25 protein-coding genes and 2 riboswitches are annotated in these 25,241 nt (G+C 49.4%); of the genes, 17 read left to right on the forward strand and 8 right to left on the reverse strand.

The genetic code is table 11. The features are described 5' to 3' along the window. Window positions 1-32: 32 nt before the first annotated feature. The 5 genes from AN963_RS04950 to AN963_RS04970 all read left to right on the forward strand — a co-directional run bounded on the left by AN963_RS04950 (window position 33) and on the right by AN963_RS04970 (window position 5,709). Window positions 33-3,902, forward strand: a complete 3,870-nt coding sequence (locus AN963_RS04950) for a non-ribosomal peptide synthetase (RefSeq protein WP_055743420.1) — start codon at window positions 33-35, stop codon at window positions 3,900-3,902. Window positions 3,903-4,108: 206 nt separating this feature from the next. Continuing rightward, complete coding sequence (locus tag AN963_RS04955; RefSeq protein WP_055743421.1) at window positions 4,109-4,345, forward strand: spore coat associated protein CotJA; 237 nt, start codon at window positions 4,109-4,111, stop codon at window positions 4,343-4,345. Continuing rightward, entirely contained in the window at window positions 4,335-4,613 is a 279-nt protein-coding gene (locus AN963_RS04960) for a spore coat protein CotJB (protein ID WP_055743422.1), read from the forward strand. Before AN963_RS04955 ends, AN963_RS04960 begins: the two co-directional genes overlap by 11 nt. Before the next feature lie 29 nt (window positions 4,614-4,642). Beyond that, the gene (locus tag AN963_RS04965) at window positions 4,643-5,212 is read left to right on the forward strand and encodes a manganese catalase family protein (RefSeq protein WP_055743423.1); all 570 of its coding nucleotides are present in this window, start codon (window positions 4,643-4,645) and stop codon (window positions 5,210-5,212) included. A gap of 74 nt (window positions 5,213-5,286) precedes the next feature. Then, the gene (locus AN963_RS04970; RefSeq protein ID WP_055743424.1) at window positions 5,287-5,709 is read left to right on the forward strand and encodes a thioredoxin domain-containing protein; all 423 of its coding nucleotides are present in this window, start codon (window positions 5,287-5,289) and stop codon (window positions 5,707-5,709) included. Window positions 5,710-5,803: 94 nt separating this feature from the next. Here the strand turns inward: AN963_RS04970 and AN963_RS04975 are convergent, their stop codons facing one another. Next, window positions 5,804-6,247, reverse strand: a complete 444-nt coding sequence (locus AN963_RS04975; protein ID WP_236707875.1) for a protease complex subunit PrcB family protein — start codon at window positions 6,245-6,247, stop codon at window positions 5,804-5,806. A 53-nt stretch (window positions 6,248-6,300) separates the two neighbouring features. Here AN963_RS04975 and AN963_RS04980 point away from each other — a divergent pair, with 53 nt between their 5' ends. Together AN963_RS04980 and AN963_RS04985 are read left to right on the forward strand one after the other, a co-directional pair. Further along, window positions 6,301-8,211, forward strand: a complete 1,911-nt coding sequence (locus AN963_RS04980) for a hypothetical protein (protein WP_055743426.1) — start codon at window positions 6,301-6,303, stop codon at window positions 8,209-8,211. A gap of 53 nt (window positions 8,212-8,264) precedes the next feature. After that, on the forward strand, window positions 8,265-8,720 hold the full coding sequence (locus tag AN963_RS04985; protein ID WP_055743427.1) for a YlbF family regulator: 456 nt from the start codon (window positions 8,265-8,267) through the stop codon (window positions 8,718-8,720). Window positions 8,721-8,730: 10 nt separating this feature from the next. Here the strand turns inward: AN963_RS04985 and AN963_RS04990 are convergent, their stop codons facing one another. Continuing rightward, window positions 8,731-9,048 (reverse strand): hypothetical protein, encoded by a 318-nt coding sequence (locus tag AN963_RS04990; RefSeq protein ID WP_055743428.1) that lies wholly within the window; start codon window positions 9,046-9,048, stop codon window positions 8,731-8,733. 76 nt (window positions 9,049-9,124) lie between these two features. On the opposite strand from AN963_RS04990, the gene AN963_RS04995 reads away from it, so the two are divergent. After that, entirely contained in the window at window positions 9,125-9,469 is a 345-nt protein-coding gene (locus tag AN963_RS04995; protein ID WP_055743429.1) for a YlbG family protein, read from the forward strand. Window positions 9,470-9,618: 149 nt separating this feature from the next. Continuing rightward, window positions 9,619-10,383: a LamB/YcsF family protein gene (locus AN963_RS05000; RefSeq protein ID WP_055743430.1), complete on the forward strand. Its 765-nt coding sequence runs from the start codon at window positions 9,619-9,621 to the stop codon at window positions 10,381-10,383. A 48-nt stretch (window positions 10,384-10,431) separates the two neighbouring features. On the opposite strand, the gene AN963_RS05005 is transcribed toward AN963_RS05000, so the two are convergent. From AN963_RS05005 to modA, 3 genes are read right to left on the reverse strand one after another with little or no spacing between them, the layout of a single operon-like run. Continuing rightward, window positions 10,432-11,082 carry an ABC transporter ATP-binding protein gene (locus AN963_RS05005; RefSeq protein WP_055743431.1) on the reverse strand — a complete coding sequence of 217 codons (651 nt, stop codon included), beginning with the start codon at window positions 11,080-11,082 and terminating at the stop codon, window positions 10,432-10,434. A 5-nt stretch (window positions 11,083-11,087) separates the two neighbouring features. Further along, the gene (gene modB, locus AN963_RS05010; protein WP_055743432.1) at window positions 11,088-11,783 is read right to left on the reverse strand and encodes a molybdate ABC transporter permease subunit; all 696 of its coding nucleotides are present in this window, start codon (window positions 11,781-11,783) and stop codon (window positions 11,088-11,090) included. A gap of 25 nt (window positions 11,784-11,808) precedes the next feature. Next, window positions 11,809-12,633, reverse strand: coding sequence for a molybdate ABC transporter substrate-binding protein (gene modA, locus AN963_RS05015; RefSeq protein WP_055743433.1), 825 nt, complete (start codon window positions 12,631-12,633; stop codon window positions 11,809-11,811). A gap of 146 nt (window positions 12,634-12,779) precedes the next feature. On the opposite strand from modA, the gene AN963_RS05020 reads away from it, so the two are divergent. The 5 genes from AN963_RS05020 (at window position 12,780) to AN963_RS05035 (ending at window position 16,813) form a co-directional block, all read left to right on the forward strand. Beyond that, entirely contained in the window at window positions 12,780-13,733 is a 954-nt protein-coding gene (locus tag AN963_RS05020; protein ID WP_055743434.1) for a helix-turn-helix transcriptional regulator, read from the forward strand. 174 nt (window positions 13,734-13,907) lie between these two features. After that, complete coding sequence (locus AN963_RS05025; protein WP_055743435.1) at window positions 13,908-15,776, forward strand: stalk domain-containing protein; 1,869 nt, start codon at window positions 13,908-13,910, stop codon at window positions 15,774-15,776. Between the two features lie 3 nt (window positions 15,777-15,779). Next, on the forward strand, window positions 15,780-16,301 hold the full coding sequence (locus tag AN963_RS05030; protein ID WP_055743436.1) for a shikimate kinase: 522 nt from the start codon (window positions 15,780-15,782) through the stop codon (window positions 16,299-16,301). Between the two features lie 63 nt (window positions 16,302-16,364). Continuing rightward, window positions 16,365-16,526, forward strand: coding sequence for a YqzE family protein (locus AN963_RS30100; RefSeq protein WP_083496788.1), 162 nt, complete (start codon window positions 16,365-16,367; stop codon window positions 16,524-16,526). A gap of 32 nt (window positions 16,527-16,558) precedes the next feature. Further along, window positions 16,559-16,813, forward strand: a complete 255-nt coding sequence (locus AN963_RS05035) for a YkuS family protein (protein WP_055743437.1) — start codon at window positions 16,559-16,561, stop codon at window positions 16,811-16,813. Window positions 16,814-16,850: 37 nt separating this feature from the next. Here AN963_RS05035 and AN963_RS05040 read toward each other — a convergent pair whose 3' ends face one another. The 3 genes from AN963_RS05040 to AN963_RS05050 form a co-directional block, all read right to left on the reverse strand. After that, window positions 16,851-17,705 (reverse strand): hypothetical protein, encoded by an 855-nt coding sequence (locus AN963_RS05040; RefSeq protein ID WP_055743438.1) that lies wholly within the window; start codon window positions 17,703-17,705, stop codon window positions 16,851-16,853. A gap of 109 nt (window positions 17,706-17,814) precedes the next feature. Further along, window positions 17,815-18,942, reverse strand: coding sequence for a YqhG family protein (locus AN963_RS05045; RefSeq protein ID WP_055743439.1), 1,128 nt, complete (start codon window positions 18,940-18,942; stop codon window positions 17,815-17,817). 20 nt (window positions 18,943-18,962) lie between these two features. Then, complete coding sequence (locus AN963_RS05050; protein ID WP_055743440.1) at window positions 18,963-20,678, reverse strand: DEAD/DEAH box helicase; 1,716 nt, start codon at window positions 20,676-20,678, stop codon at window positions 18,963-18,965. A 219-nt stretch (window positions 20,679-20,897) separates the two neighbouring features. Further along, window positions 20,898-20,992, forward strand: a riboswitch (glycine riboswitch). Next, a riboswitch (glycine riboswitch) is annotated at window positions 20,993-21,107 on the forward strand. A 141-nt stretch (window positions 21,108-21,248) separates the two neighbouring features. Between AN963_RS05050 and gcvT the strand changes: the two genes are divergently transcribed. The 3 genes from gcvT to gcvPB are packed head-to-tail and all read left to right on the forward strand — an operon-like array spanning window position 21,249 to window position 25,207. Next, window positions 21,249-22,352 (forward strand): glycine cleavage system aminomethyltransferase GcvT, encoded by a 1,104-nt coding sequence (gcvT, locus tag AN963_RS05060; RefSeq protein ID WP_055743442.1) that lies wholly within the window; start codon window positions 21,249-21,251, stop codon window positions 22,350-22,352. 40 nt (window positions 22,353-22,392) lie between these two features. After that, on the forward strand, window positions 22,393-23,745 hold the full coding sequence (gcvPA, locus tag AN963_RS05065) for an aminomethyl-transferring glycine dehydrogenase subunit GcvPA (protein ID WP_055743443.1): 1,353 nt from the start codon (window positions 22,393-22,395) through the stop codon (window positions 23,743-23,745). After that, window positions 23,738-25,207, forward strand: a complete 1,470-nt coding sequence (gene gcvPB / locus AN963_RS05070) for an aminomethyl-transferring glycine dehydrogenase subunit GcvPB (RefSeq protein WP_083496789.1) — start codon at window positions 23,738-23,740, stop codon at window positions 25,205-25,207. The genes gcvPA and gcvPB overlap by 8 nt, the downstream gene beginning before the upstream one ends. The last annotated feature ends 34 nt before the right edge of the window (window positions 25,208-25,241 follow it).

Here is a 25,241-nt window from a genome sequence, read left to right on the forward strand (position 1 = left end):
GCCGAAAGCAAGGTGAATGAGGAGGGGTAGGAATGCAGAACGTTGTCTTGGAGCAGGTCCAGGAGTATGCAAAGCAACCTGACCAGTCAAACTTTTATGCGTGGAAACTGACCGGGGTATTGGATCAGGCTGCATTGGAAGCAAGCATGAACGAAATGGTGAGAAAACATGAAATCTTGCGAGCAACCTTTTCATTGCGCGATGGAGTCCCCGTACCAATGATTCGGCCTTACCAGGCGCTGGAATGGACAATCATTGACCTTCAACCTTTGTCAAAAGCGGAGTCTGACACTGAGATCGAGATGTATTTAACTGGCAAATATGCCTCCCCTCTTGGGTTGGACAATGTGCTCCAGCTTCGACCTCGATTGCTAAAGCTATCCGACACGGAGCACTTGTTCATCCTTCAAGTTGCATCCGATGTGGCAGACGATTGGTCGATGAAACGATTCTTCGAAGAATTAATGGAAGGCTACATGGCTGTAACAAGCACAGACTTAGATCAACAACTTAATCCGTCTATCTCCTATACAACTTACCGTGAATGGCAAGAAAAACGTGTGTCAGGCCAAAAGGCAGAAGCAGACATCGCTTATTGGAAGCAGAAAATCGGATACGAGCCACCAGAGCAGTATTTGCCCACAGACTTTCCGAGAACGCACTCCTCTACTTTTACGACCAATACCTACCATCTGACAATCCCTTTTGAGCTCCAGCAAAATGTCCTATCTTTCACTAAGCAAGAACAAATTACTCCTTTCCTAGTCATTCTAACCGTATTAAAAATGCTTTTGCGCCGTTATAGCGGAGAAGACGAGATACGTGTCGGCACGCTCGTTTCTGGCCGCAACGATCCTGCAATGGAACGGGGGATCGGTGTTTTTGCCAATCCCATCGTCCTACAATCGTTTTGGCAGCACGATCTGACCTTTCGTGAGGCGCTCCTCATCGTTCAAAAGTCGGTGTCGGAAGCGTACGAGCATCAGCAAATTCCTTTTGGCAAGGTGGTCACAGAGCTCGGCTTGAGTAGCGCGGGCAATGCTCAGCCGCTTTTTCGGGTCATGCTGCACATGCCAACTACTCGCGAAATATCAGAAGTACCGGGACTGGTCATCGAGGAGTTAGATGCTGGCTATCACCACGAGGGCGTTGATTTAGTGGTAAAGGTAACGCAGTCCGCGAAAGGATGGATGTGCTCGATCACGTATGCAACTGACATTTTTACAGAGGAAACCATCATCCGTCTGGGAGGGCATTTCACTACGTTGCTCAACGGAGCTGTAGCAGACCCTTTGGCGAAGATCACTGAATTGCCTATTTTGACTGCGACAGAGCGGCATCAACTTCTAGGGGAATGGAATCAGGAGCGGGCAATGTACCCCCGAAATTCGAATATAGTTGAGCTCTTTGAAGAACAGGTGGAGCTGCACCCCGACCATGTAGCCTTGCTGTTTGAAGATACGGAGCTGTCATATCGGCAATTGAACAACCGAGCTAATGAAATCGCCAACCGATTGCGACAATTGAACATCACTACTGACCAACTCGTAGCGGTCTGCCTCGATCGTTCTTTTGATATGATCGCGAGCTACCTGGGCGTTTTAAAGGCAGGAGGAGCCTACGTCCCGATCGATCTCACCTATCCCAAAGAGCGTATTGCGTACATGCTCGAAGACTCCGCCGTTCCTTATGTCATCACGACAGAGAGTATTGCAGTGGTGCTCCCCGGCATATCAGCAAAGTGGGTGTATCTCAATCAAGAGGCTCACGACGCACAAGTCCAAAGCCCCGAACCTGCTTCTCTTTGCAGCGCCGATAGTCTGGCTTATGTGATGTATACCTCAGGCTCGACGGGCAAACCCAAAGGAGTCATGGTGGATCATCGGGGGATCGTCCGACTGGTAAAAGATATCGACTACGCGTCGGTAGGACCAAACGAAACGTATATGAATCTCGGTTCCGTAGCCTTTGACGTATCCGCCTTTGAGATTTACGGCGCTCTGCTAAATGGAGGAAGGCTCGTCATTCTTCCAACGAACAAGCCTACATTTGAAGAAATCGCCCGGACGATTCAGCGATACGGGGTCACTTCCCTAAACGTCACTCCCGATCGGTTGAATGTACTACTCGAAGATCACAGTGAGGCGATGGTCGGCTTGCGTCAGGTCATGCCAGGAGGAGAAGCATTGCCTGTCTGGTTGGCGCACAAATGCCTGACGAAGCTGCCGAACAGTCGGTTGATCAATCTGTATGGCCCAACAGAAAATGCGGTCAACACGACGAGCTACCTTGTGCAAGAGATACCACCACATGCCACGATGATTCCGATTGGGCGGCCCATAGCAAATGATCGGCTCTATATTCTCGATTCCCATTTGCAGCCTGTTCCCGTCGGGGTCATTGGAGACTTGTACATGGCAGGTGATGGTGTAGCGAGAGGATATTTAAACCGACTAGAATTGACAGAGGAACGGTTTCCGCTCGATCCATTCAGCGAAGTACCCGGGCAGAGGATGTATAAGTCAGGTGACTTAGCGCGATATCGGGCAGATGGAAATGTGGAGTTTATCGGAAGAGCGGATGATCAGGTGAAAATCAGAGGGTGCCGGATTGAGTTAGGGGAGATCGAGACGGTCGTAGGTCTATTGCCGGGAGTCCGTCAAGCGGTAGCGGGAGTCACGAAAGGCAAGGACGGGACGACTGGTCTGGTAGCCTACGTCGTGATGAACGCGGGTAGCAGCTTCAATCAACAAAAGCTCCGCTCCTATGTTCGCGATCAATTGCCTGAATACATGATTCCTACCTTCTTTGTCGAGCTGCAGGAAGTGCCTGTCACACCTGTCGGGAAAATCGATCGAAGACGTCTTCCTGTTCCGACTGTAACCAGCAACGAAGAGCACGTCCTCTCACCTCGAAATCCGATCGAGGAAAAGCTTGTCCAAATATGGGAGACGTTGCTGGAAGTAAAACCAATCGGAGTGACCGACAACTTCTTTCTACTCGGCGGCAACTCATTATTAGCGATGAGGATGTTTTCATACATCGAAAAGACTTTTCAGAAAAGGCTGTCCGTCTCCAGTGTGTTTCAGGAGGACACGATTGAAAAGCTGGCAAAACTGCTTTCATCCGATGAGGAGCATGCAGAGTTGTCCAAATCATTGGTACCCATTCAGCCCTTGGGCACCAAAACGCCTCTGTTCTGCATTCATGGTGGGGGAGGAGAAGTGCTGATTTATGGAGATCTGGCTCGCAGACTAGGTAAGGAGCAGCCGCTCTATGGCTTGCGCTACGCAGGAAGTGAGGATCAGACACAGGTGACTGTCGAGGCGATCGCACACAAGTACGTCCAGGAAATTCGCGAGGTGCAGCCTCATGGACCGTACTACCTGATGGGCTTTTGCCTAGGAGGCGCAATTGCCTATGAAATGGCGCAACAATTATCGCAGGAAGGCCAGGACATTGCGTTACTTGCCATCCTCAACTATGCGAATCCCGGATTGCCTCCGCTCAAGATGGAGACCAAAATCATAAACAGCTTCAAGCTTCTCTTTCAATTACCACCGCATTTGCGTAATCCATTCGTTCTGCAAAAGCTACGTTTTGTAGGGAAAGTGCTCAAGAAAACGGTCGATAACACGCCGAGTGAAGACGACTCGCTGCAGGTGTTGATTCAGGCATTGCGGACGTACCGGCCAAAACCGTATTCAAGCAAGCTGTTGCTGATTCGGGCCATGACCAATCTCAACAAGGCAGAAAAGCTCGGCTGGGAGGTCACAGCGGCTGGTCAGATCGATGAACACTGCATCGCTGCCGATCACGGAACTTTGCTGAAAGAGCCGAATGTCGAAGTTCTCGTCGGGCATGTAAGGGCGCATCTTCTTATGGAAACAGGAAAAAAATAGCTGTGAACGGAAACTGATCCCGAAAGACTGGGGTCAGTTTTTTTACTCCATTTCCTTGTAAACACAGCCTTCCTCGTAAAAAAACCTTGATTCTGGATTCATCCGGAATCAAGGTTTTTTGTGCGTTCGCCCATCACGCGAGATGAATGGGCGACATAAGGTAATCATGACTGGTCAGATACCTATTTTGGAGGAGGATGTCTGCATTGGATTCTCAAACACGGGTCTATTTTCCATACGTTAGTCCCTTCGATCCTTGCCCACCGATTCGCGTCAAATCCTACTCGGTCCCACCTGAGCTATTTATTGGTTTTCAACCAGAAAACCTGCCGCAATATTCGCCGATGGAGGCATTAAAACGAGGCGTTTTGTGGCCAGCGCTCTACAGCCCTTACATTCCGACAGGACAACGGGAAAGAGGGGAGGGGCATCATGAACGTTAACTCGAATACCCGCGCTGGCGATGAGCAGTACGTAGAGCTGCTCACGCAACTGCAAGCGATTGACTTTGTTTTAGTTGAGCTGAATCTGTACCTCGATACGCACCCCACTGATGCAAACGCGATTGAGCAATTCAATGAGCTCACACAGCAACGCTGGCAGATGGCAAATGAATTTGAAGCGTTGTACGGTCCCCTAATGAACTTTGGACGCAGCTATTCTGGGTACCCTTGGCAGTGGAACGACACTCCCTGGCCGTGGCAAGTCTAACATAGAGCAATGAGGGGGAAAACGCGACGATGTGGATTTATGAGAAAAAGCTTCAATACCCGGTACGTGTCGGCAAGTGCGATGTCCAAATGGCCAGATACCTAATGGAACAATACGGCGGAGCAGATGGTGAGTTGGCTGCTGCCCTGCGTTATATGAACCAACGATATTCCATTCCAGACAAAGTGGTCGGACTTTTGACGGATATCAGCACGGAGGAATTCGCCCATCTCGAAATGATCGCGACGATGGTATACAAATTGACGAAGGACGCTTCCGTGGAGGAGTTGAAGGCGGCGGGACTCGGAGCCCATTACGCCAACCACGACCGTGCCCTGTACTATGAAAATGCTGGCGGCGTTCCTTTTACAGCGACCTATATACAAGCAAAAGGCGATCCCATCGCTGATCTGTACGAGGACATCGCAGCGGAGGAGAAAGCTCGCGCGACTTACCAATGGCTCATCGACATGACCGATGATGTGGATATTCAAGATAGCTTGAAGTATTTGCGGGAGCGGGAAGTCGTCCACTCCCTACGGTTCCGGGAAGCAGTGGAAATATTGAAAGAAGAACAAGGCCGCAAGAAATTTTTCTAACCTACATTAAACGAATGAACCGCCGGCCAATCGGGCACACTGGGGGATGACTGAATTTGGAAAGGAGTGTCCCGATGAAGGCTAAACGTTTTGTCATTCGATTGTTGGTATTGATCGGAATTGCGGCATGTGTAGAGTATTTCGTTTATGCGAATAACAACGTGGCTCCGACTGAAGCGACGGTAGAGGAAGGGCATAGCCATGGGCAAGCCCCGACCTTGACCGTTACGCATGCACTCAACCAGGATGATCTAGAACTGAAGATCGCGGTCACGAACTTCTCCTTTTCCCTCGAAAATATGGGGAAAGAGAACAAGCATGGTGAAGGCCATGTCCACCTCTATCTGGATGGAAAAAAGGTGGCAAAAGTGTTTGAACCCACGTATGTCTTAAAGGATATTCCAAGCGGTAAGCATGAGGTCATGGTGGAGCTGGCAAACAACAACCATGAATCATACGGTGTTTCCCAGCGTATTCCCATTGAAGTAAAGCCGTGAAACGCTAAAAACCTTGGCATTTCATGCAGAAAGCCGACGTTCCGAGTGCCCGTTTGGCGCACTTAGAAGTCGGCTTTTTCTATAAGGAACCCGATTATCGCATTTGTACCGTGACTTGTGCTTGCTGATCAGGCAAAGCAATGACCAGCGTCGGATAAGAAATGACTTGAATTTTCATCGCCCCAGGAGCAGGAGCCTTTACGTGAACGGAGACAGTAAAGCCATGAGGTCCAGTCCGTCTTACTTGATCGGCAACCAATTGATACCCACCGGTAGGACGCTGACCTGCGCCGATCACGACATACGATTTACCTTTGGCACGAACAATCGTATGACCGCCACTTTTCCGTACTTTGGTCAATGCATCCTGTACAGCAGGTGGATATGGAGCAGCGACCGCTTCGTATTGGGCATCTACCGCTGTGACCTCTTCCGTCGAAGTCGTAGTTGGGGTAGGATGTGGAGTAGGCATTGGCTGAATTCCTGTCAAAGTCAAGGCAGCAGAAAGCAACAAACCGGGAAACAGGGTAAACATCATACATCCCTCCATTTGTTGGATATAATCTATAAGAAAAAGCAGAGGTGACAGTCGTGCGCGTCCAGGATTCGCTGGAATACCTGTCCGAAACAACTCAGCGAGCCATCATGGTGGAGCAGACGAATCGTTTCGGTCTCGCTGATGATCAAGACTTGTTTACACGGCTACAAGACCCAAATTTTCTGGAGCGCGTGTGGGATCAGTCGACTGAGATCGAACGAGAAGTCATGAAGCGATTTGTCATCGCATCGACCAGAGGTTTTTTTAGTAAACGCTCGTGGGAGCGAATGGTATCATCAGACCAAAGACATATGGCCGTCGGCTTAACGAGACTGAGACGGTTGGGAATCATTATGACCGTCCGCAAAATGTGGAGCGAGATCGGTTATCTCATGCCGCAGGAAATTCGTGAGGAAATCACAGCGTATCTCCTCCCTGAACCATCCCGGGCATTCGTTTCTCTTTCAAAAACGCTCCCTTATTATATAACGGCAGGACGGGGTATACATCTGGATCTTTTTGGGCTTCTCCTGTTCATTCGGGACAACCAGGTACCTGTTACTCAAAAAGGTACCATCCATCGTCGCATGTCTTTGCGCATAGCAGCTGTGCTCTCTTTGTCGGACGAGCACTGTGCGGGATTGACCTTGCCGCCTTTGGATCAGGAAGAGAGAGAAGGGCTTGCCTTGACCGTCGCTTTGGATTTGGCCATGCGTCTCGGATTGATCCATATCGAAAACAAGGTGCTCTCGATTCGCCCGCAAGAGGTGAGACGCTGGATGGCCCAATCTCCCCCTGATCGATGGCAGCAGACATACGAATGTGTTGTTCAACAGTATTTGTCACACGGTGATTGGTGGGAGGCATTCGCACTATTGATGCGGAAAGTTCCACTCGACAGGTGGAGTTCATTAGAGGAACAGATGCGCATGTTAGAGGAAGCGGGCTTTACCCTCCCTACTGATGCAGACAAGCTGATCGTAGAGAAATGGCTCCATTTATTGACCGGAATGGGATGGATTCAGCTTGGTATAGATGGAGAAGAACGCTTGTTTTGGCGTTGGAACAGCTTGCCTCATCTTACGGCGGAAGAAGGGTGGTTTGTTGACCCAGCCGGAGCCCTTACGATCCCACCACTCGTTCCTTTGTTGCGTGTATGGGAGATCAGCAGATTTTGCACGTTGCATTTCGATGGACCGTTGATTCGAGGGGAAGTGCAGGCCAAAGAGCTACAATCATTTCTTGCATCAGGAAGAAGCGAGGAACAGGTGATTGAACTGCTTAGCTCGGCTTGTGCCCATCCGTTACCGGAAGCATTGGTGGAATCCATCCATCATTGGGCCAAGACTGCACGCCAGATTCAAATCGAGCCATATTACCGAGTGAGGACGGCCCACTCTGGTTTTATAGAAGAGTGGAAAGAAATACCCGACTTCCAACCGTTTTTGTCGCAGATCATATCACCAACAGACTTCTTGATTTCTCTCTCGCAGGAATCCAAGCTCGTCGCCTTGCTGAGGGAGTATGGGTACGAGCCGCAAGTACTGGCTCGCACAATCGATTCGTTAGAACCTACTGATAATAAGATAGAAGTAAAAGCTCCCGTTGGATGGTTTGTCGTAGAACGACCATGGGACGGGTACGCTATGGAAAATACGTTTCCTGATCCGCTAGAAGGGATGAAAGAAGTGGCTTCACTGCCAAAAATGTGGACACAGCATTTTCAATCGTATCACCCGCAATCGTTGCGAGACTTGTTGAAACGCGCAAGTGAGCTACAGCTCGAAGTGGAGCTACAGCAAGCGGGGAAAGACAAGCTGCGAGGGCTGCCTTCAGAGGTGCGGGTCGAAATGGGATATTGGACCGTAACGCTAGCACAGGAGAGCGGGAAAGCTCGTTATCGATTGGACGAGATCGCTCGAGTGCGCATTGTGGTGCCCGATTATCTGTACGACGGGGTATGATCGTGGTACAATCGAAGAGTAGTTAGTTACTTGAGAAAGGAGGTCTCGCTCAAATGGAAGCATTGGAAACAGCGGACATGACACAGCTGTTGATGGAGTCTCAAGAACTTTCCACGATGATTAACCAATCGCGCGAGGTCTCAGATTATCTGCTGGCCAAGCGTCAAATGGAAGCAGATGTGGAGGCGCAGCGTTTGCTGGCGCTCTTTGAAAAGAAGAAAGAACAGTACGAGGATGTGCAACGGTTCGGGAAATACCATCCCGACTACAACCATATATCGAAAGAAGTCCGCGAGCTGAAGCGGACAATCGAGCTCATGGATTCTGTTCAGACATTCAAGCGGGCGGAGGATTCATTGGACGAACTTTTATACCAAGTGAGCCGCACAATCGCGAATGCCGTGTCAGATACCATCAAGGTTCCGAGCAACAATCCGTTCCTCGAAGCCCAGAGCAGTGGTTGTGGCACAGGAGGCAGTTGCGGCTGCAGTGTGAAAAAGCCATCCTGATCGGATCGTATTAGCGATTCTCCCGCAGCAAAAAGCAGTCTTCGCAGAGGTTCCCGCAACAAAATTGTTTCTCGTTAGGTACGAGAAAGCGGAAGCGATAGACGTGCTGACGTTCATCTGAGCGTACGTAGATACACTCAGGTTTCAATTTTGTACTGGTAGCCAGGCGCTCTCCAGTCTCCATCAGCTGTGTGGTCAGGCTATGGACGGGGAGCGCACTGCTTACATAGAGAAAGCGCTGGCCTGCATGAGTTCGCCAGTTGCTTGCCGTGATAGTTCCTTCTTGGAGTAGCGTTTTTTCAAATTGTTGATAAAACGTAGCCAGCATACGAGACCACGATTCCTTTCTTGTAAGCTTCACGGGTCATTATACCACGATTTGGGAAGGAGACCGACGCCAAAACATGAGAGAGCGACGTCTGGGGGTTGCCGTGTGGGTCAAAAACACGCGTGCCGCTAAAAATTTACGTAAATTTGGCACCATTCATTACATCTCCAAGCGGTTGAATTACGTTTCGATGTATGTAGATGCCAATCTGATTGACGAAACGATTCGCACGATGGAAAAACTGCACTTCGTCACGAAGATTGAGCGTTCCCATCGCCATGAGATTCCGGTGGAGTACAACAACGCGAGACCGGATAAAGCAAAGGAATACGACTACAAGCAAGAGAAAAATCAGTTGATGGCTCTGGCAGAAACGTTGACATCTGAAGAAGGGAATCAACCCACAGCAGTTTCGACATAACCTCTACAAATGCTGCCAGATTTCGGCAGCTTTTTTCCTTTTGATTACCAAGCGTACATGGTATGCTTAGAGAGTGAAATACATGAGTAATGAAGATGAATGCGTTTTCATGGAATATAGATAGGTGTGGAAAGGTGGGGCGTACATCCATGATTCATCTAGACATTAACTGCGATATGGCCGAGGGCTTTAGCAGAGGACGACAATCTGAGGATTTGGGCATTATGAAGTGGATCACCTCCGTCAACATTGCGTGCGGTTTGCATGCAGGTGACCCGCATATCATTTACAGGACGATTGAAGCCGCGCTAAAGCACGATGTAAAAATCGGGGCGCATCCTGGTTATCCGGATATTCAGGGTTTCGGTCGTCGATCCATGAATCTCTCCGTGAACGAAGTCTACGAACTGGTGCTTTATCAGGTAGCGGCGTTGTCAGGTATGACTCGGGCGATCGGGGGAGAATTGCATCACGTCAAATTGCACGGGGCCCTTTATAATGAGGCTGCAGAGAGACCTGAGCTTGCAGAAGCAGTCGTGCAGGCGATCGCAGACATTGACGAAGACCTGATTCTATACGCACTGTCTGGAAGCAAGCTGGTGGAAGCTGGCTTGGAGCACGGGCTTCAGGTTGCCGAAGAGGTATTTGCGGAGCGGGCTTATCTGCCAAATGGACGCTTGGCACCACGTGAGCTCGAAGGAAGCGTATTGATCAGTAAAGAAGAGCGCATGGAGCAGACTCGCCAGCTTGTCCTCAAACAAAAGGTTTTGACCGTAGATGGACAGCACATCGATCTGGCAGCCGATACACTTTGTGTCCATCACGAAAGTCACGATGTCTTGCAGTTTTTGGTAGAGCTGCACCGTTGGGCGAAACAAAATGGAGTGACAATCGAACCGATCAGCGCTCGATAAACCCGATGGGTATAAAAAGAAAAGCCATGCAGGGGACATTTACACCGTTCAACGGGAAATGGATCTCGCCGCATGGCTTTCTTTTATTTTTCCGTTCTCCATAATCAGGATGGTATCGGCGAGTTTCTCCGCTTCATCTCTGTCATGGGTGACTAACAGAAAAGGAATGTTCCACATGGAATGGATGCGCAATAGCTCATCCTGACATTGTCTTCGCGTGTCCGCATCGAGAGCGGAAAGAGGTTCGTCCAAGAGCAGGATGTCGGGTTCTGTAGCCAATGCCCGGACGAGAGCGACGCGCTGCTTTTGCCCACCGGATAGCTGGTGAGGGTACTTTTCGAGCAGGTGATCGATCCCGACTGTAGCGAGCAGAGCCTCCAGTCCGATTTCATGGCCAGATTTCATTCCGTAGCCAATGTTCCCTTCCACTGTCATGTGCGGAAACAGGGCATAATCTTGAAATAAGTAGCCAATCTTACGCTTTTGTATCGGCATTGGTTTTTTTCCATGCTCGTAAAAGAGCTGGTCTCCGAGCGTGATTTTCCCACCATCAGGGTGTATTAGACCGGCAATGCTGTTAAGGATCGTCGTTTTGCCTGAACCAGAAGGACCAAACAAGACAACGATTTCCTGCTGCACAGAAAAGGAGACATCCAGTACAAAGTCAGGCAAATGCTTCTGGATGGAAACAGTCAACATTGGGTTCACCTGCCTTCTTTATGGTTTGCATACCGGCGGACGTTTCTCCGACTCCACCAGTTCAGCCAGAATGTCGTACCCATTCCCAATGAGACGATGATGATGACCCAAAATAATGCCTTTTCCATCTGGCCAGCCTCGACTGCAAAATAGATGGCGACCGGGATGGTATCCGTCTTGCCAGGGATGTATCCAGCAAGCATGAGGGTAGCACCAAATTCGCCTAGACCACGTGCGAAGGAAAGAACAAACCCTGCGAGCAGTCCCGGCCAAGCCAACGGAAAAGCGACTGTCCAAAAAAGTCGCCACTCAGAGGCACCTAATGTGCGAGCAGCATCCTCCATCCTGCGATCGACGCTAGTAAAGGCTGCGACGGCACTTTGATACATGAGAGGAAATGAGACAACTACAGAGGCGATTACGGCCCCAGTCAACGTAAAAACGACCTGAATCCCAAACCAGTCAGTCAACAGCTTTCCTAAAAATCCGTTTTTGCCGAATAAATACAAAAGACCAAACCCAACAACAGTAGGGGGGAGAACCAGCGGGAGTAAAAAGAAAGATTCCAGCAAATTCTTTCCGAAAAAATTCCGTTGAGTCATGAGTCTGCCCAAGAGCAAGCCGATGACAAAAACAAGGGAGGTGGAAAGCGCAGCTACTTTCAAGGATAGAATCAAGGGTGTAAAATTAGTCTCGATCAACGCTAGCCACCTCCATTCCGCCTATTTATTGGAACCCGTACTTTTGTAAGATCGCCTTTCCTTTGTCGGATGTCAAGTAGGAAAGGAATGATTTTGCAGCATCTGCGTGCGTAGAGGCTGTTACGACAGCACCTGGATAGACGATAGGTTTGTGCCATTCGGATTTAGCGGTTGCCAGAACTTTCACGTTTTTGGAGCTGGCTGCATCACTAGCGTATACGATACCTACATCTGCGTTACCGGATTCGACAAAAGTCAATACTTGTCTCACATCGCTACCATAGACGAGTCGGCCATTGAGGCTGTCACCAATTTTCAACGTGTCCATCACTTCTTTTGCATAACGACCGGCAGGAACGGCTTCAGGCTCCCCGACGGCAATATGCTTTAGGGAAGGATCAGTCAGCTTTTCAAAGCTATCGATCGCAACGGAGCTGGATGCATTGGTGATCAGGACCAGCTCATTTTTGGTGAAATCTTGGCGAGTATCCTTTGTGATCAGTTGTTTTTCTTCCAAACCGTTCATATCTTTAGCACTAGCAGACAAAAAGACGTCAGAAGGAGCACCTTGTCCGATTTGTTGTGCCAATTTTCCGGAGCTTCCGAAATTGTAGGTTACGGTGATGCCAGGGTTGTCAGCTTCGAATGTCGTTTTCAATTCGTTTAGAGCATCCGTCAAGCTGGCAGCGGCAGAAACCATGATTTCAGCCTTTTCTGTTTGAGCAGCCGGTGTAGCTGGTGCCGTAGCGGCAGGTGCTGGCTGGGTTGCTTGAGGTGTCGTTGGAGAGCCTGAGCATGCGGTGAGCAGCAAGCCCAAAGAAGTGCACAGCGCGAGTAATTGCTTTTTCATAAAAAAACCTCCGTAATTATGTTTAGTTATAATTAAATATAACTGGATATAACTAGATTATATTATCATCTTCTCATTAATCAATTGCCATTTTACGAAAAGTAAAAGAAAATAAAAGGTGAGAATAAGGAAATAGGAGGTCAGCCATGAGCAATGAAAATTCTTACACGACAGAAGAAATCGCAAAGCTATTGCGGATCTCTAAGCTGACCGTGTATGACTTAATTAAAAAAGGGGAGCTGCCTGCGTATCGAGTGGGAAGACAGATGCGCGTGGATGCCAGTGATCTGGAAGCCTATAAGGTGAAGGCAAAAGGGGAATACAAGCAGCAGCCGGCAACAGAGCTCCCTTCAGCAGGAGTGCAGTTGACAGCGACCAAGCAGACGGGAACAGCACGAGACATTATTATCAGCGGACAGGATGTCAGTCTGGACATGCTAGCGAGTCATCTGCGAAAGCAGGATAAGGATTATCGACCTCTCCGCTCCTATGTAGGAAGTATAAACAGTTTGATTGCCATGTACGCAGGTGAGGCTGATATCGTCAGCACGCATTTATTTGATGGAGATACGGGTGAGTACAACTTGCCTTATGTCCGAAGCATACTGTCTGGACATCGCTACATAATCGTCAATTTGCTTTCACGGTGGGCGGGATTTTATGTACAGGCGGGTAATCCCAAGGAAATCCATGCTTGGACTGACCTGCTCAAACCGGGTATCCGCATGGTAAATCGGGAGAAAGGCTCGGGAGCTCGGACCCTGATCGAAGAAGAGTTTCGCTTACATGCCATAAAAGGCTGCGATGTCGCCGGATACGAGCGTGAAGAGGCCAATCATCTCGCTGTGGCAGGAACGGTGGCACGCAAGGAAGCAGATGTAGGCATCGGGATTGAGAAAGCATCCCGCATTGTGGGGGTTGATTTTCTTCCACTGGTGAGGGAGAGATACGATCTCGTCATTTTGAAGAACGAGGAAAACGAGAAGCTGATTTCTCACGTTCTGGAAATTTTACAGTCGCATCTATTTCAAAAGGAACTAGAAGCAATTGGGGGATATGAGCTGACGCATACTGGAAAAATCATGTATGAAACGTGGTAAATGAAAAACCGTTTCCGTTACGAGTCCTTTCGTAGTGGCAACGGTTTTTTTGTTAGATTGACAAATTTCGATCGGGGTTTTTTTACAGAATCTCCCGAATTTCTACTCAGGCAGACAAGGATTTGCTATTATAAAAAAAACGAATGCTTGTCACCGAGCGATTTGAGGGTAGTTATGAAAAAACTTCAAAAAACGAGTTTATTGGTATGTGTTACGATTCTAGTTTTATTTGGATCAGCAGGGATTGTCGTCTATTGGCCAGCCCTATCCACAATACTGGCAATGGCAGTGAATTCATCAACAGAAACGGCACAGACAGGGGCAGATCCCTTTTCTTACGATCCACCAGTGCCATCTTACGTCAAAGACTTGCATCCCAAATATACGATTCAGGCAGAATTACATACATCTGATGCGAAAATTGCTGGGAAAATGACCGTGGAGTTCGATAATCCGAAAACCAAGGATTTGCGATTTTACGTATACGATTATTTATGGAATAGAATGGCAGTCAAATCGATTCGCTATAAAGATAAACCGCTTACGTTTGAGCGCGATACGTCCATGGTGACAATGGCCAATCCATTTGGTTCAGAGGTTCGAGGAGCGATCTCGATTGAATTTGAAAATCCGGTTCCGCGACGAGGGACACGCTATGGGGTTAAAGACGATATTTGGACCTTGACGACGTGGTATCCCATGTTGGGAGCGCAAAATCAGCAGGGGAAATGGTATGACCCGCCGTTACGCGTTGATTATGGGGATCCGTTCGTTTATCACTACGCGGACTACGATGTGTCGTTTATTTCCCCGCAAGGCTACAATTGGGTCAGCTCCTGGGGGCGAGGAGTCAGTTCGCCGCTTGACGGGAGTAGACAGCAGGTCCGTTATCAGGGGAATAAGCTGCTTAATTTTGCCTTGGTGGGAAGTCCACTGTACCATGTGGAGACAGTCAAGCTCGGTCCCAATCTTTCAGTGGATATCGCTTCTGTAGATAAAGGGAATATTGAACGGATCAAGACCATCGCCCAATCTGTGTTTCCTACGTATTCTGACTGGTATGGGGAGCTGCCTTACCCACACGTCTCCATTGCGGAGACAAGCACAGGGACGACCTATGCGATGGAGTATGCCAACCTCGCGATATTCAAGAGAGACATGCATCAGAGGAATCTGATTGACCACTGGCTTCCACACGAGATCGCCCATCTGTGGTGGTACAACAGTGTGGCTACACTAGAGTCATCTCATGGTTGGCTGGACGAAGGCTTGGTAGAAAGTAGTGTCTCCCTTTATTTGCAAAATCGTTACGGGAACCAGTCCGCATCTGCTCTGCTCGATGAATATGCACGAGACGGTCAGCACTTGCGTGAGCGCTATCCCGCAGGAAAGCTGGAGAAGCCCCTTCAGCATTTCGCCACAGAAGAAGAATTTCATTGGACCTGGTACTCGCGGGGAGCCCTGCTGTTTGACAATTTGCGCCGTCAGATCGGCGATGATGCCTATAAGCGTTTTCTGCACAGAGTCCAACAAAATTATCACGGAAGTGTGATCGGAGCTGAGCATCTCGATCAGGCGTTGGGACAGACGCTGAGGGGCGAAGCGGTCTACTTCCGCACGTATACACAGACACTCAACACCACTGCCTTTGGGCCGGTGCAGTTCGAACCGTATGTAACGACGATTATTAATGGTATGAGCTATTACTCGGCGATCCCAGCACGAGTGACCAATCAGACTGCGTATATCCCGCTTCGAGAAATTGGCGAACGGATGGGGCTCACTGTGGAATGGTCTAAAGAAAAACAAATGATCAAAGTAAAAGGTAATGGACGTGAAGTGTACCTCAAAGAAGGGGATCCCTTAGCTGTCGTTGACGGAAAAAAACTGGATCTCGGCAAACCGGTCCTATCTGTAAAAGAACGCACTATGGTTCCAATGGCCTTTTTCCGACAAGCGGTAGGCTTTGATACGGAGTATGACGCGCAGGAAAGAACAGTGAAAATCGTTACGCGCAAAGCGACAGGAAAGGCGGAAGAATAAGCCATGAAAAACGTGGTGTTAGTTGGTTTTATGGGGACGGGCAAGACAACGGTGGGAGCGGCACTGTCCGAAGCATTGGGCATAGTGCAAAAAGATCTGGACGAGGTCATTGTCGCCAAGGAAGGATGCAGCATTCCTACTTTGTTCGCAGAGCGCGGAGAAGCGTACTTTCGCGATGTGGAGAGCAAATACCTGGACGAATTGCTCGATGAAGGCTCTCAGATTCTTACGACCGGTGGCGGCGTTGTTTTACGCCAGCAAAATGTAGAAAGTATGCTGCAAAAAGGGATCGTAGTGGCTCTGTCCACTTCCGAAGAGGAATTGATCAAGCGACTGGAAAACGACACCGGACGTCCCTTGCTGGCTGGAGGAGTGGCAGAACGCGTACGCACACTGCTGCAACAACGTGCGGGCGCGTACGATTTTGCTCCCATTCAGATTGATACGACAGGAAAAAGCCTAGAAGCAATCGTGGCGGAAATCACGAACCACCTGACTGAGACCGAGGAATTCGGGGAACACTAGGGAGGAAGCGCTCCGCCGCAGGGAAGACGGCGTGAATCCGCAAGTATGAAGGAGGCACGTGCGATGTCTTTTCAGGAGTATTTAAAGTATCTGACCAGATTGTTTGTCCAGTACATGGAGACCCCGAAAGATGAACGGCGTCAGCGAAAGATGCCTCGAGAGTCTTGGTCGTCACGCTGGTTTGGGGCGATTCCCATGTCAATTCGGCTGTTATGGCGTAAATAACCTTATACCTGGAATGTGGACGGAGGGTGCATATGGCGAGAGTCGCAGTAGAACAATCTCTATCACAAATCAGCAAGATGCTACGGGATAACGGGTATGATGTCGTCGATTTAGGGAACTGGCAGCAAGTGGTGGACGCAATTGTGATCACGGGGCAGGATATCAATGTACTGGGCGATCAAAACAAGACCATTACAGGTGCCCCTATTATCAATGCGGAAGGGATGACAGCGAACGAAGTTTTCCATGAGGTACACGTTCGGTTGTCCCCGACGGATCACCGATAGGAGATCCTCACCAAAAAACAGACAAGCTCTCCACCGATTATTCGGAAGGAGAGCTTGTTTCGTTTACGTGAAAATGTCCAACCTTATGAGCATACGAGTAGGGGACGAAACGCAACCCTTCATCCCAGACTCCGACGTAGGCGTACTGATCATTCCACAGATGCAGAGAGCCGACGACAAAAGGTGCCAGTACTTGTGAGTGATGCATCGGGACTGTCAGGGTGATCGGGTCCGACCCTTTTTGTTGCCAAAGCTGTGACCATGTCACATCAGTTGCATCGTACAAGTCGTGAACCCAACTGATTTGATCAAAGGGGCTACCCTCATTTTGTTTAATGACCCGAGTCTGAGTGAGCCTTTCCCCATCATGGACCAGCTCATCGGCTGAAAGAGTGTTCATGACGGGATCATTGGCAGTAAAATCGGCGGGGTATGACTCCCCTGTTTTGGCATTGACCATTTGCGAGGCAGGGTTTTGAGTGAGTAACCAATGAGAAGCGAAACCGTCGTAGACCGGCTCGGCAGCGATTTCTCGCGGAGCGAAAGCATCATCGAACAGAATGTACTCACCGACTCCGTACTCTAGTAGGACGAATTTCTCTGCCCCTTTGGGAGAAGGCAATTCGCCGACTACCAAATAACCGACTTGCTTTCCAGATTGGGTAATACTGACGAGCCATTGATGCTGATTGGCTCCCAGTGTCTGTACATCCGTTTTTGCGTTCTGCCATTGCTTGAACTCGGCGTCACGGAGCGCGAGCGTGTCAATCCACGAATGGATTTGCGTCTGAAATTGTTTGGTCCAGTTCTTCTCTTCTTCTGCATATGCAGGACTCAAAAAGATCAGAAGGGAGAGGAGTATGGAAAAGAACGGAACGAAGCGTCTGGTCACATGCATGCACCACCTTTTGCAGAGGCTTTCCTGATCCTATTGTAACCAGGTATGCCAAAAAGATTTGTTGCAACTTGTCTTTTCCCTCGCACCTTTTCTCGCAGTTCTTTTACAGAATTCGTCCAGATACGGGGGATTTGGATGTATTTTTTTGCTGAGAAGTCGATACGAGCGGAGGAATAGACGACAAGTAAAACAGCCCTCCATTAATAAACTGCACGTCAATCCGCGGTTCGTGCTGCCATATCAGTTCGTCCATACGACGTTGGCGTTCCTCGTCTGGTGTGCTTTTTCGCCATTCCTTCTGATTGATCTCTTCCTTTGGTGTCACTTGAATCCCATTGGCACGTAAAAAGTCGAGGATTCTTCCACCTGTCGCCCGATATTCGTCAAACGACTGCGGCTGTTCGACAGCATCGGCTGAGGCTGTTGGCTGAACGGCTGGATCTAATACGGTTGTAGATTGTTCCCCCAAGGGATCATCCTCGATGCTTTCTTCTTCCTTAGCTCCGTCCTCTGTGTCTTTTTCAGCCGATTCTGGTTCGCGGCGAGCGAGCTCTTCATAGTAGGCAGCAAGGATATCGAGTTCTTCCTGCAAGCGACTCCGAGCCTCTTCTGCCCACGTCTGATCCTCCAGCTTCAACACGTTGGTCACTTCCTGCTCGGCCATGGCCAGCGCCTGTGGAACCGTAATACGCCGGTCTGTTGTGTAGAAGTAGTCTGGGATGGTAGGGCTGAGCGGCAGTCGAAATAAAAAAGAAGTGAAGTCGTGGACAACTCGCGGGTTGTGCAAGTTGATCCCCAAGTAGAGTAGAATGTCTCGCTTCTTGTCACAGAGGAGCGATACTTTCAGATTGAGCCCAAGCCAAGGAACGAGTGGGGTAGATCGTCTTGATGCGCTTGGCACTCCTGTTTTTTGTTCGTACATACAGAGAAAGCGACCATGCTTTTTGGTGGATTCAAAGATTTGTTGCATCCGTGCTGCTCCCAAGTGGACATATTCTGCACGCAGTCCGTCCGGGATCCGATCAGGATGAAAGGCAAACGTCAGCACCAACGGCTGATACGCGATATTCATTTTTTCTACCCAGCTCCAATAAAACGGACGATTGCCGATGTCCTTGTCGACGTCGACGGGAAGCTTGACGGTCAAGTAGTCGGGATGGGATTCGACGATATGGGCAGAAAAGGAGGCGAGATAGCGCTCCACAAATTGCCGGACCTGTTCCTGCTGCATAGGAGAACCTCTTTTCGTGTTTATTGGTCTGCGGCTTCGGATAACGTAGAATCAGTCCGAGGCTGCGACTGGCGAATGGCTCGGATGGCATGTCCCATGTTGTCTAGCTTGAGAGCCATTTCCTTGGAGGATCGTGAGTCCATGATGATCTGGATGAGATTTTCTTCGAGAGAGTGATTGAGATTGAGTCGCTCGACGATGTCGTCCAATTCCCCGATCACCATTTCAAACAGATCGATTTTTTCGTAGAGCAGGTTCAAGATGTGTTCCTCGATTGTTCCCACGGTAGAAAGGTTGTGGATATAGACGTCCCGTTTCTGACCGAGGCGATGGACACGCCCGATTCGCTGCTCGACACGCATAGGATTCCATGGCATGTCGTAGTTGATCACCTGATTGCAAAATTGCAAGTTGATCCCTTCACCGCCGGCTTCTGTAGCAATCAGCACTTGGGCGCGATTTTGGAACAGGTCCGTCATCCAGTCTTTTTTACTGCGTTTAAACCCGCCGCGAAAAGGTACGGAAGTGATGCCGTGATCGTGCAAGTACTTTTGCAAATAGTTTTGGGTAGCGCGGTATTCCGTAAAGATGATTACCTTGTCATTGATATTTTGAATCAATTCCACGGTTTTGGCGGCTTTGGAGTGATTCTCGATCCGCTTAATCATCTCCACAAGTTCTACGATCTGTTCCCTCATGGGGGAGTTCTCTGCCATGCGTTGATGCATATTGTAAAGGGTCATAAAGGCGGCTTCTTTACTCGAACAAACCTCTCGCTGCAGGGTGATGAGAGAAAGGGAATTAAAACCGCCTGCACCTGAGATTCCTGTATGATACTGTTCCCGTACAAAGCGTGTGACGCCGTCGTAGAGAGCCATTTCTTCAGTGGAAAGCTCGATCGGTACGGATTGGACACGTCGACTAGTGAATTGAATACCACCATCGCTTCGCTTGTTGCGGATCATGACCTTCTCGACTTCTTCTCGCAGCTTCTCGCTGTTTTTGGACTGCCGCTTGCCTTCCACATAATTTGAAGAAAAGGTAGCGGTATGTCCCAGATGGCCTGGTTTTAAGAGATTGATCAGGTTATACAGCTCGTCCATTTCATTCTGAATCGGTGTGGCCGTCAGCAGCAGACAGTATTTCTTGCGGATTTCTTTGACGAATTGGTAGTTGCGAGTCCGCTTGTTTTTGAGCTTATGTGCTTCATCGATGATGAGCATATCGTAATCAATGTCGAGAACGTGCCGCCGATGCGGGTCGCGTTTGGCTGTATCTATAGAGGCGACTACCACATCGTGCTGGCGCCACATGTACTCTTTTTTCTGAGCGACAGCCGTGATCCCGAATTTTTGATGCAATTCCTTCGTCCATTGGATGACGAGAGAAGCAGGGACGAGTACAAGTATCTTTTTTGCCAGTCCACGAACCATGTATTCTTTCATGATCAGTCCAGCTTCTATCGTTTTCCCCAAACCTACTTCATCGGCGAGGATCGCGCGGCCACGCATATCGAGCAAGACGCGTTCAGCCGTTTGCAGCTGATGAGGGAATGGAGACAAGAGAGGCAGGTACTTTAAAGACTGCAGTTGATCAAATTCTCGAACGGCCATGGCTTCCTCAGCTTCGAGTGCAAGTTTGAACAGTTCCCATTTGTCCCACGGTCCGTCTTCTTGCATACGTTCCGTCAGCGGATCAAGCCAGCTGGTGTCAAAGGTAACAGGAATATTCGGCATATGTGTAACTCCTTCGTGTGTCTGTGCCATATCTTTCATGACGAAACCAATAAATCTTAACATTTTTGTTACTGTTGATCATTTTGTTAAGTATTTCTTGAGATGACTGTGAATTTGCATATTTTCAAGTTCGTACTCTCATGGTAGGATATAGAGGAAGTTCACTTGTTAGTATGGAATCATATCAAAAACTTATGTATGACCACGTATCCAACGCGAATGATAGTAGCAGGGAGAGACTGCCTGACACGGCAGCGCCGAAGGAGCAAACCGGTGACGGTGAATCTCTCAGGCAAAAGTACCTCTACTGGACGCAACTCTGGAGAGAGCTCCGAATGAGCCACCAAAGGGGAAACTTGTGAGTGAGGTGATCCCCGCCTCACTTGATGCGCAAGGTAACTCTCAGGTACCAAGGACAGAGGAGGAGAAATGGGCACCATTACTTGGTGTACCCATTTTTCGGCCTCTTTTTTGTGCTTTCGTGAGTCTGTGGCTGTTGGAATGGCGATAAGCCAAATACGTTTCACTTGGGGAAAAACGCCAACCAGGTTGGCTTTCAGGAGGTGCCTTATGTCCACATTGAAAAGAACACCGCTGTTTGATTCTTATGCGAAGTACGGTGGGAAAACCATTGACTTCGGTGGCTGGGAACTGCCCGTTCAGTTTTCTGGTATCGGTCAAGAGCATGAAGCAGTACGGACCAAAGCTGGACTGTTTGACGTTTCCCACATGGGAGAAGTGGATGTAAAAGGAGAAAATGCACTCGCTTATCTCCAGCGCGTCACGACCAATGACGTGTCCAAACTGGCTGTCGGTCAGGCACAATACAGTGTCCTCTGCTATCCGGATGGCGGCACCGTCGACGATCTGTTGGTGTATAAATACGCTGATGACCACTACTTGCTGGTCATTAATGCAGGCAATATTGACAAGGACTACGCTTGGCTGCAAGAGCACCTGATGGAAGGCGTCACAATCGAAAATATCTCGCCGCAGACGGCTCAGCTCGCGATTCAAGGTCCGGTCGCAGAACGTATTTTGCAAAAAGTGACGACTACTGACTTGTCTCAAATTGGCGTTTTCCGCTTTCAATCCGATGTTCTGGTAGATGGAGTTCCTGCACTAGTCTCCCGTACTGGCTACACTGGTGAAGACGGCTTTGAAATTTACCTGGCTGCAGACCAGGCGGCAAAGCTCTGGGATACCTTGCTTGCAGCAGGTGCAGAAGAAGGCTTGGTGCCGTGTGGTTTGGGTGCGCGTGATACTCTGCGCTTTGAATCCAAGCTCCCACTCTATGGCCAAGAGCTGAGTCAGACGATTACGCCGATCGAAGCGGGCATTGGCTTTGCCGTAAAAGTTGACAAGGAAGTGCCGTTTATTGGTCAAGAAGTGCTCAAGGCACAAAAAGAAAACGGTGCACCTCGCAAGCTGGTCGGAATTGAAATGATCGATCGAGGTATTCCTCGCACGCACTACCCGGTATATGTGGGCGAAGAGCTGATCGGAGAAGTCACGACAGGGACCCAGTCTCCTACCTTGAAAAAAAACGTTGGTCTCGCGCTGATCAAGAGTGAGCATGCCGCGCTGGGAACCACACTCGAAGTTGAAATTCGCGGAAAACGACTCAAAGCAGAAGTGGTTGCCGCTCCTTTCTATAAACGTCCAAAAAATTGATGGCAAGACTCATCCAACCTACTAAAGGAGGACTACCTTCGTGAAATACCGCTACCTGCCCCAAACCGATCAGGACAAGCGCGAAATGCTGGCTACTCTCGGCATTTCCAGTGTCGAAGAACTGTTTGCCGATATCCCAGAAGAAGTACGCTTCAAAGGTGCTATCCAAATTCCAGAGGCTCTCTCTGAGCCAGAACTGGTTAAATACTTTACCGGCTTGGCTAATAAAAACGTTAATTTCAGCACACATGTAAACTTCTTGGGTGCTGGTGTTTATCAGCATTACACGCCGAGTACAGTCAACCACATGCTGTTGCGTGGTGAGTTTTTTACGGCTTACACACCTTACCAGCCAGAAATCAGCCAAGGCGAGCTGCAAGCCATTTTTGAATTCCAAACAATGGTATGCGAGCTGACTGGGATGGAAGTAGCCAACTCTTCTATGTACGATGGCGCGACTTCCTTGGCAGAAGCAGCGATGATGGCAGCAGGACACACAGGGAAAAAGCGCGTGATCGTCTCCCGTGCTGTGCATCCAGAAGCACGTGGCGTGTTGAAAACATATGCATACGGACAAAACGTGGAATTGGTCGAAGTAGGCATCAACAGTGAGGGTGTCACCGATACACAAGCGCTCGAAGCTTTGATCAATGACAACACAGCGGCCGTTATCGTACAATACCCGAACTTCTTTGGTAACGTAGAGGACTTGTCGGTTGTTGAATCTATCGCACACGGAAATGGAGCTCTTTTGATCACATCCTCCAATCCGCTCGCACTAGGCGTACTGGAAGCACCAGGCAAGCTAGGTGCTGACATCGTGGTAGGTGACATGCAGCCATTCGGGATTCCTGCTTCGTTTGGCGGACCACACTGCGGTTATTTCGCTACAACAACCAAGCTGATGCGCAAAATGCCAGGTCGGATCGTCGGTCAGACAAAGGACGAGAATGGCAAGCGCGGCTTCGTTTTGACGCTGCAAGCTCGTGAACAGCACATTCGTCGTGAAAAAGCGACTTCAAATATTTGCTCCAACCAAGCTCTGCTCGCGCTGGCCGCAGCGATTACCATGACCGCACTGGGCAAGCAAGGCGTACAGGAAATGGCGATGATGAACCTGCAAAAAGCACACTACGCAAAACAAGTGCTGCAAGCAAAAGGGCTGGAAGTAGTGTTCACCTCACCATTCTTTAACGAATTTGCTGTGAAGCTGTCCCAACCGGTAGCCGACGTAAACAAAAAGCTGCTGGGCGCAGGAATCATCGGTGGTTATGACCTGGGTCTGGATTATCCAGAGTTTGCAGGACATATGCTCCTGGCCGTGACTGAACTGAGAACGAAAGAAGAAATTGACCAACTGGCGCAGGAATTGGAGGCGATCACTCGTGCATAAAGACCAGGAGAAAGCATTGATTTTTGAAATGAGTAAACCAGGCCGTGTGGGCTACAATCTGCCGGCATTGGATGTACCTGAGGTAGAAGTAGCCAGCCTGCTGCCGAAGCACCTCATTCGCGAGACGCCAGCCGAGTTGCCGGAAGTATCCGAGCTTCAACTGGTACGTCACTACACCGAGCTATCCCGTCGTAATCACGGCGTAGACAATGGGTTCTATCCGCTCGGCTCTTGCACCATGAAATACAATCCAAAAATCAACGAAGATATCGCTCGTTACGCTGGTTTTGCCCAAACACACCCGTACCAGCCGGAAGAAACCGTACAAGGTGGTTTGGAGCTGCTCTACAATCTGCAAGAAGAACTGGCAGAAATCACGGGTATGGATCAGGTCACGCTGCAGCCTGCAGCAGGTGCAGCAGGTGAATGGACCGGTCTGATGATGATTCGTGCATACCACGAGAGTCGCGGCGAAGGTCATCGTACGAAAGTCATCGTGCCAAACTCTGCGCATGGTACCAACCCGGCGTCCGCAGCTGTAGCTGGTCTCGACACGGTTACCATCCCGTCCAATGACCGTGGCTTGGTAGACATTCAGGCATTACGTGAAGCAGTTGGTTCGGATACAGCAGCTCTGATGCTGACCAATCCAAACACACTCGGTCTGTTTGAAGAAGATATCGTAGAAATGGCGCAGATTGTCCACGAAGCAGGCGGACTTCTGTATTATGATGGAGCCAATGCCAACGCAATCTTGGGTATCGCTCGTCCGGGCGACATGGGCTTTGACGTCGTGCATCTGAACTTGCACAAAACGTTTACAGGTCCTCATGGCGGCGGTGGACCAGGTGCAGGTCCGGTTGGGGTCAAGAAAGTACTTGAGCCATTCCTTCCAACCCCTATCGTTGCGAAAAAAGAAGACGGTACGTTCTACTGGGATAGCAATCGCCCACAATCGATCGGTCGTGTAAAAGGCTACAACGGAAACTTTGGTATTCTCGTGCGCGCTTATAGCTACATTCGTACGATGGGTCCAAAAGGTTTGCTGCAGGTATCGCAAAATGCTGTGTTGAACGCCAACTACATGATGCGTCGCCTGGCAACGGCATACCATCTGCCATTTGATCAAGTGTGCAAGCATGAATTCGTTCTGTCCGGCGTTTTGCAAAAGAAACAGGGTGTTCGTACACTCGATATCGCGAAACGTCTGTTGGACTTCGGCTACCATCCGCCGACCATCTACTTCCCGCTGATTGTAGATGAGTGCTTGATGATCGAGCCGACCGAAACAGAGACAAAAGAGACGCTCGATGAATTCATCGAGGCGATGCTGCAAATTGCCCGCGAGTGTGAAGAGACTCCGGAAATCGTACAGGAAGCACCGCATACTACTGTGGTAAAACGCCTGGACGAGGCGACTGCTGCACGCAAACCAATCCTACGTTACCAGCCGCAAGCCTAATCGTATAACGATCGAAGAACCGCCTGATCTCAAG

This window comes from Brevibacillus choshinensis, from assembly GCF_001420695.1.
Taxonomy (GTDB): Bacteria; Bacillota; Bacilli; order Brevibacillales; family Brevibacillaceae; genus Brevibacillus; species Brevibacillus choshinensis.

Bases quoted from the DNA above. Each gene is read 5' to 3' on its own strand.
- AN963_RS04950 (WP_055743420.1), top strand. From the start codon at position 33: ATGCAGAACGTTGTCTTGGAGCAGGTCCAGGAGTATGCAAAGCAACCT.
- AN963_RS04960 (WP_055743422.1), top strand. From the start codon at position 4,335: ATGAACGTTAACTCGAATACCCGCGCTGGCGATGAGCAGTACGTAGAG.
- AN963_RS04965 (WP_055743423.1), top strand. From the start codon at position 4,643: ATGTGGATTTATGAGAAAAAGCTTCAATACCCGGTACGTGTCGGCAAG.
- AN963_RS04970 (WP_055743424.1), top strand. From the start codon at position 5,287: ATGAAGGCTAAACGTTTTGTCATTCGATTGTTGGTATTGATCGGAATT.
- AN963_RS04975 (WP_236707875.1), bottom strand. From the start codon at position 6,247: ATGATGTTTACCCTGTTTCCCGGTTTGTTGCTTTCTGCTGCCTTGACT.
- AN963_RS04985 (WP_055743427.1), top strand. From the start codon at position 8,265: ATGGAAGCATTGGAAACAGCGGACATGACACAGCTGTTGATGGAGTCT.
- AN963_RS04990 (WP_055743428.1), bottom strand. From the start codon at position 9,048: ATGCTGGCTACGTTTTATCAACAATTTGAAAAAACGCTACTCCAAGAA.
- AN963_RS04995 (WP_055743429.1), top strand. From the start codon at position 9,125: ATGAGAGAGCGACGTCTGGGGGTTGCCGTGTGGGTCAAAAACACGCGT.
- AN963_RS05000 (WP_055743430.1), top strand. From the start codon at position 9,619: ATGATTCATCTAGACATTAACTGCGATATGGCCGAGGGCTTTAGCAGA.
- AN963_RS05005 (WP_055743431.1), bottom strand. From the start codon at position 11,082: ATGTTGACTGTTTCCATCCAGAAGCATTTGCCTGACTTTGTACTGGAT.
- modA (WP_055743433.1), bottom strand. From the start codon at position 12,633: ATGAAAAAGCAATTACTCGCGCTGTGCACTTCTTTGGGCTTGCTGCTC.
- AN963_RS05020 (WP_055743434.1), top strand. From the start codon at position 12,780: ATGAGCAATGAAAATTCTTACACGACAGAAGAAATCGCAAAGCTATTG.
- AN963_RS05025 (WP_055743435.1), top strand. From the start codon at position 13,908: ATGAAAAAACTTCAAAAAACGAGTTTATTGGTATGTGTTACGATTCTA.
- AN963_RS05030 (WP_055743436.1), top strand. From the start codon at position 15,780: ATGAAAAACGTGGTGTTAGTTGGTTTTATGGGGACGGGCAAGACAACG.
- AN963_RS30100 (WP_083496788.1), top strand. From the start codon at position 16,365: ATGTCTTTTCAGGAGTATTTAAAGTATCTGACCAGATTGTTTGTCCAG.
- AN963_RS05035 (WP_055743437.1), top strand. From the start codon at position 16,559: ATGGCGAGAGTCGCAGTAGAACAATCTCTATCACAAATCAGCAAGATG.
- AN963_RS05045 (WP_055743439.1), bottom strand. From the start codon at position 18,942: ATGCAGCAGGAACAGGTCCGGCAATTTGTGGAGCGCTATCTCGCCTCC.
- AN963_RS05050 (WP_055743440.1), bottom strand. From the start codon at position 20,678: ATGCCGAATATTCCTGTTACCTTTGACACCAGCTGGCTTGATCCGCTG.
- gcvT (WP_055743442.1), top strand. From the start codon at position 21,249: ATGTCCACATTGAAAAGAACACCGCTGTTTGATTCTTATGCGAAGTAC.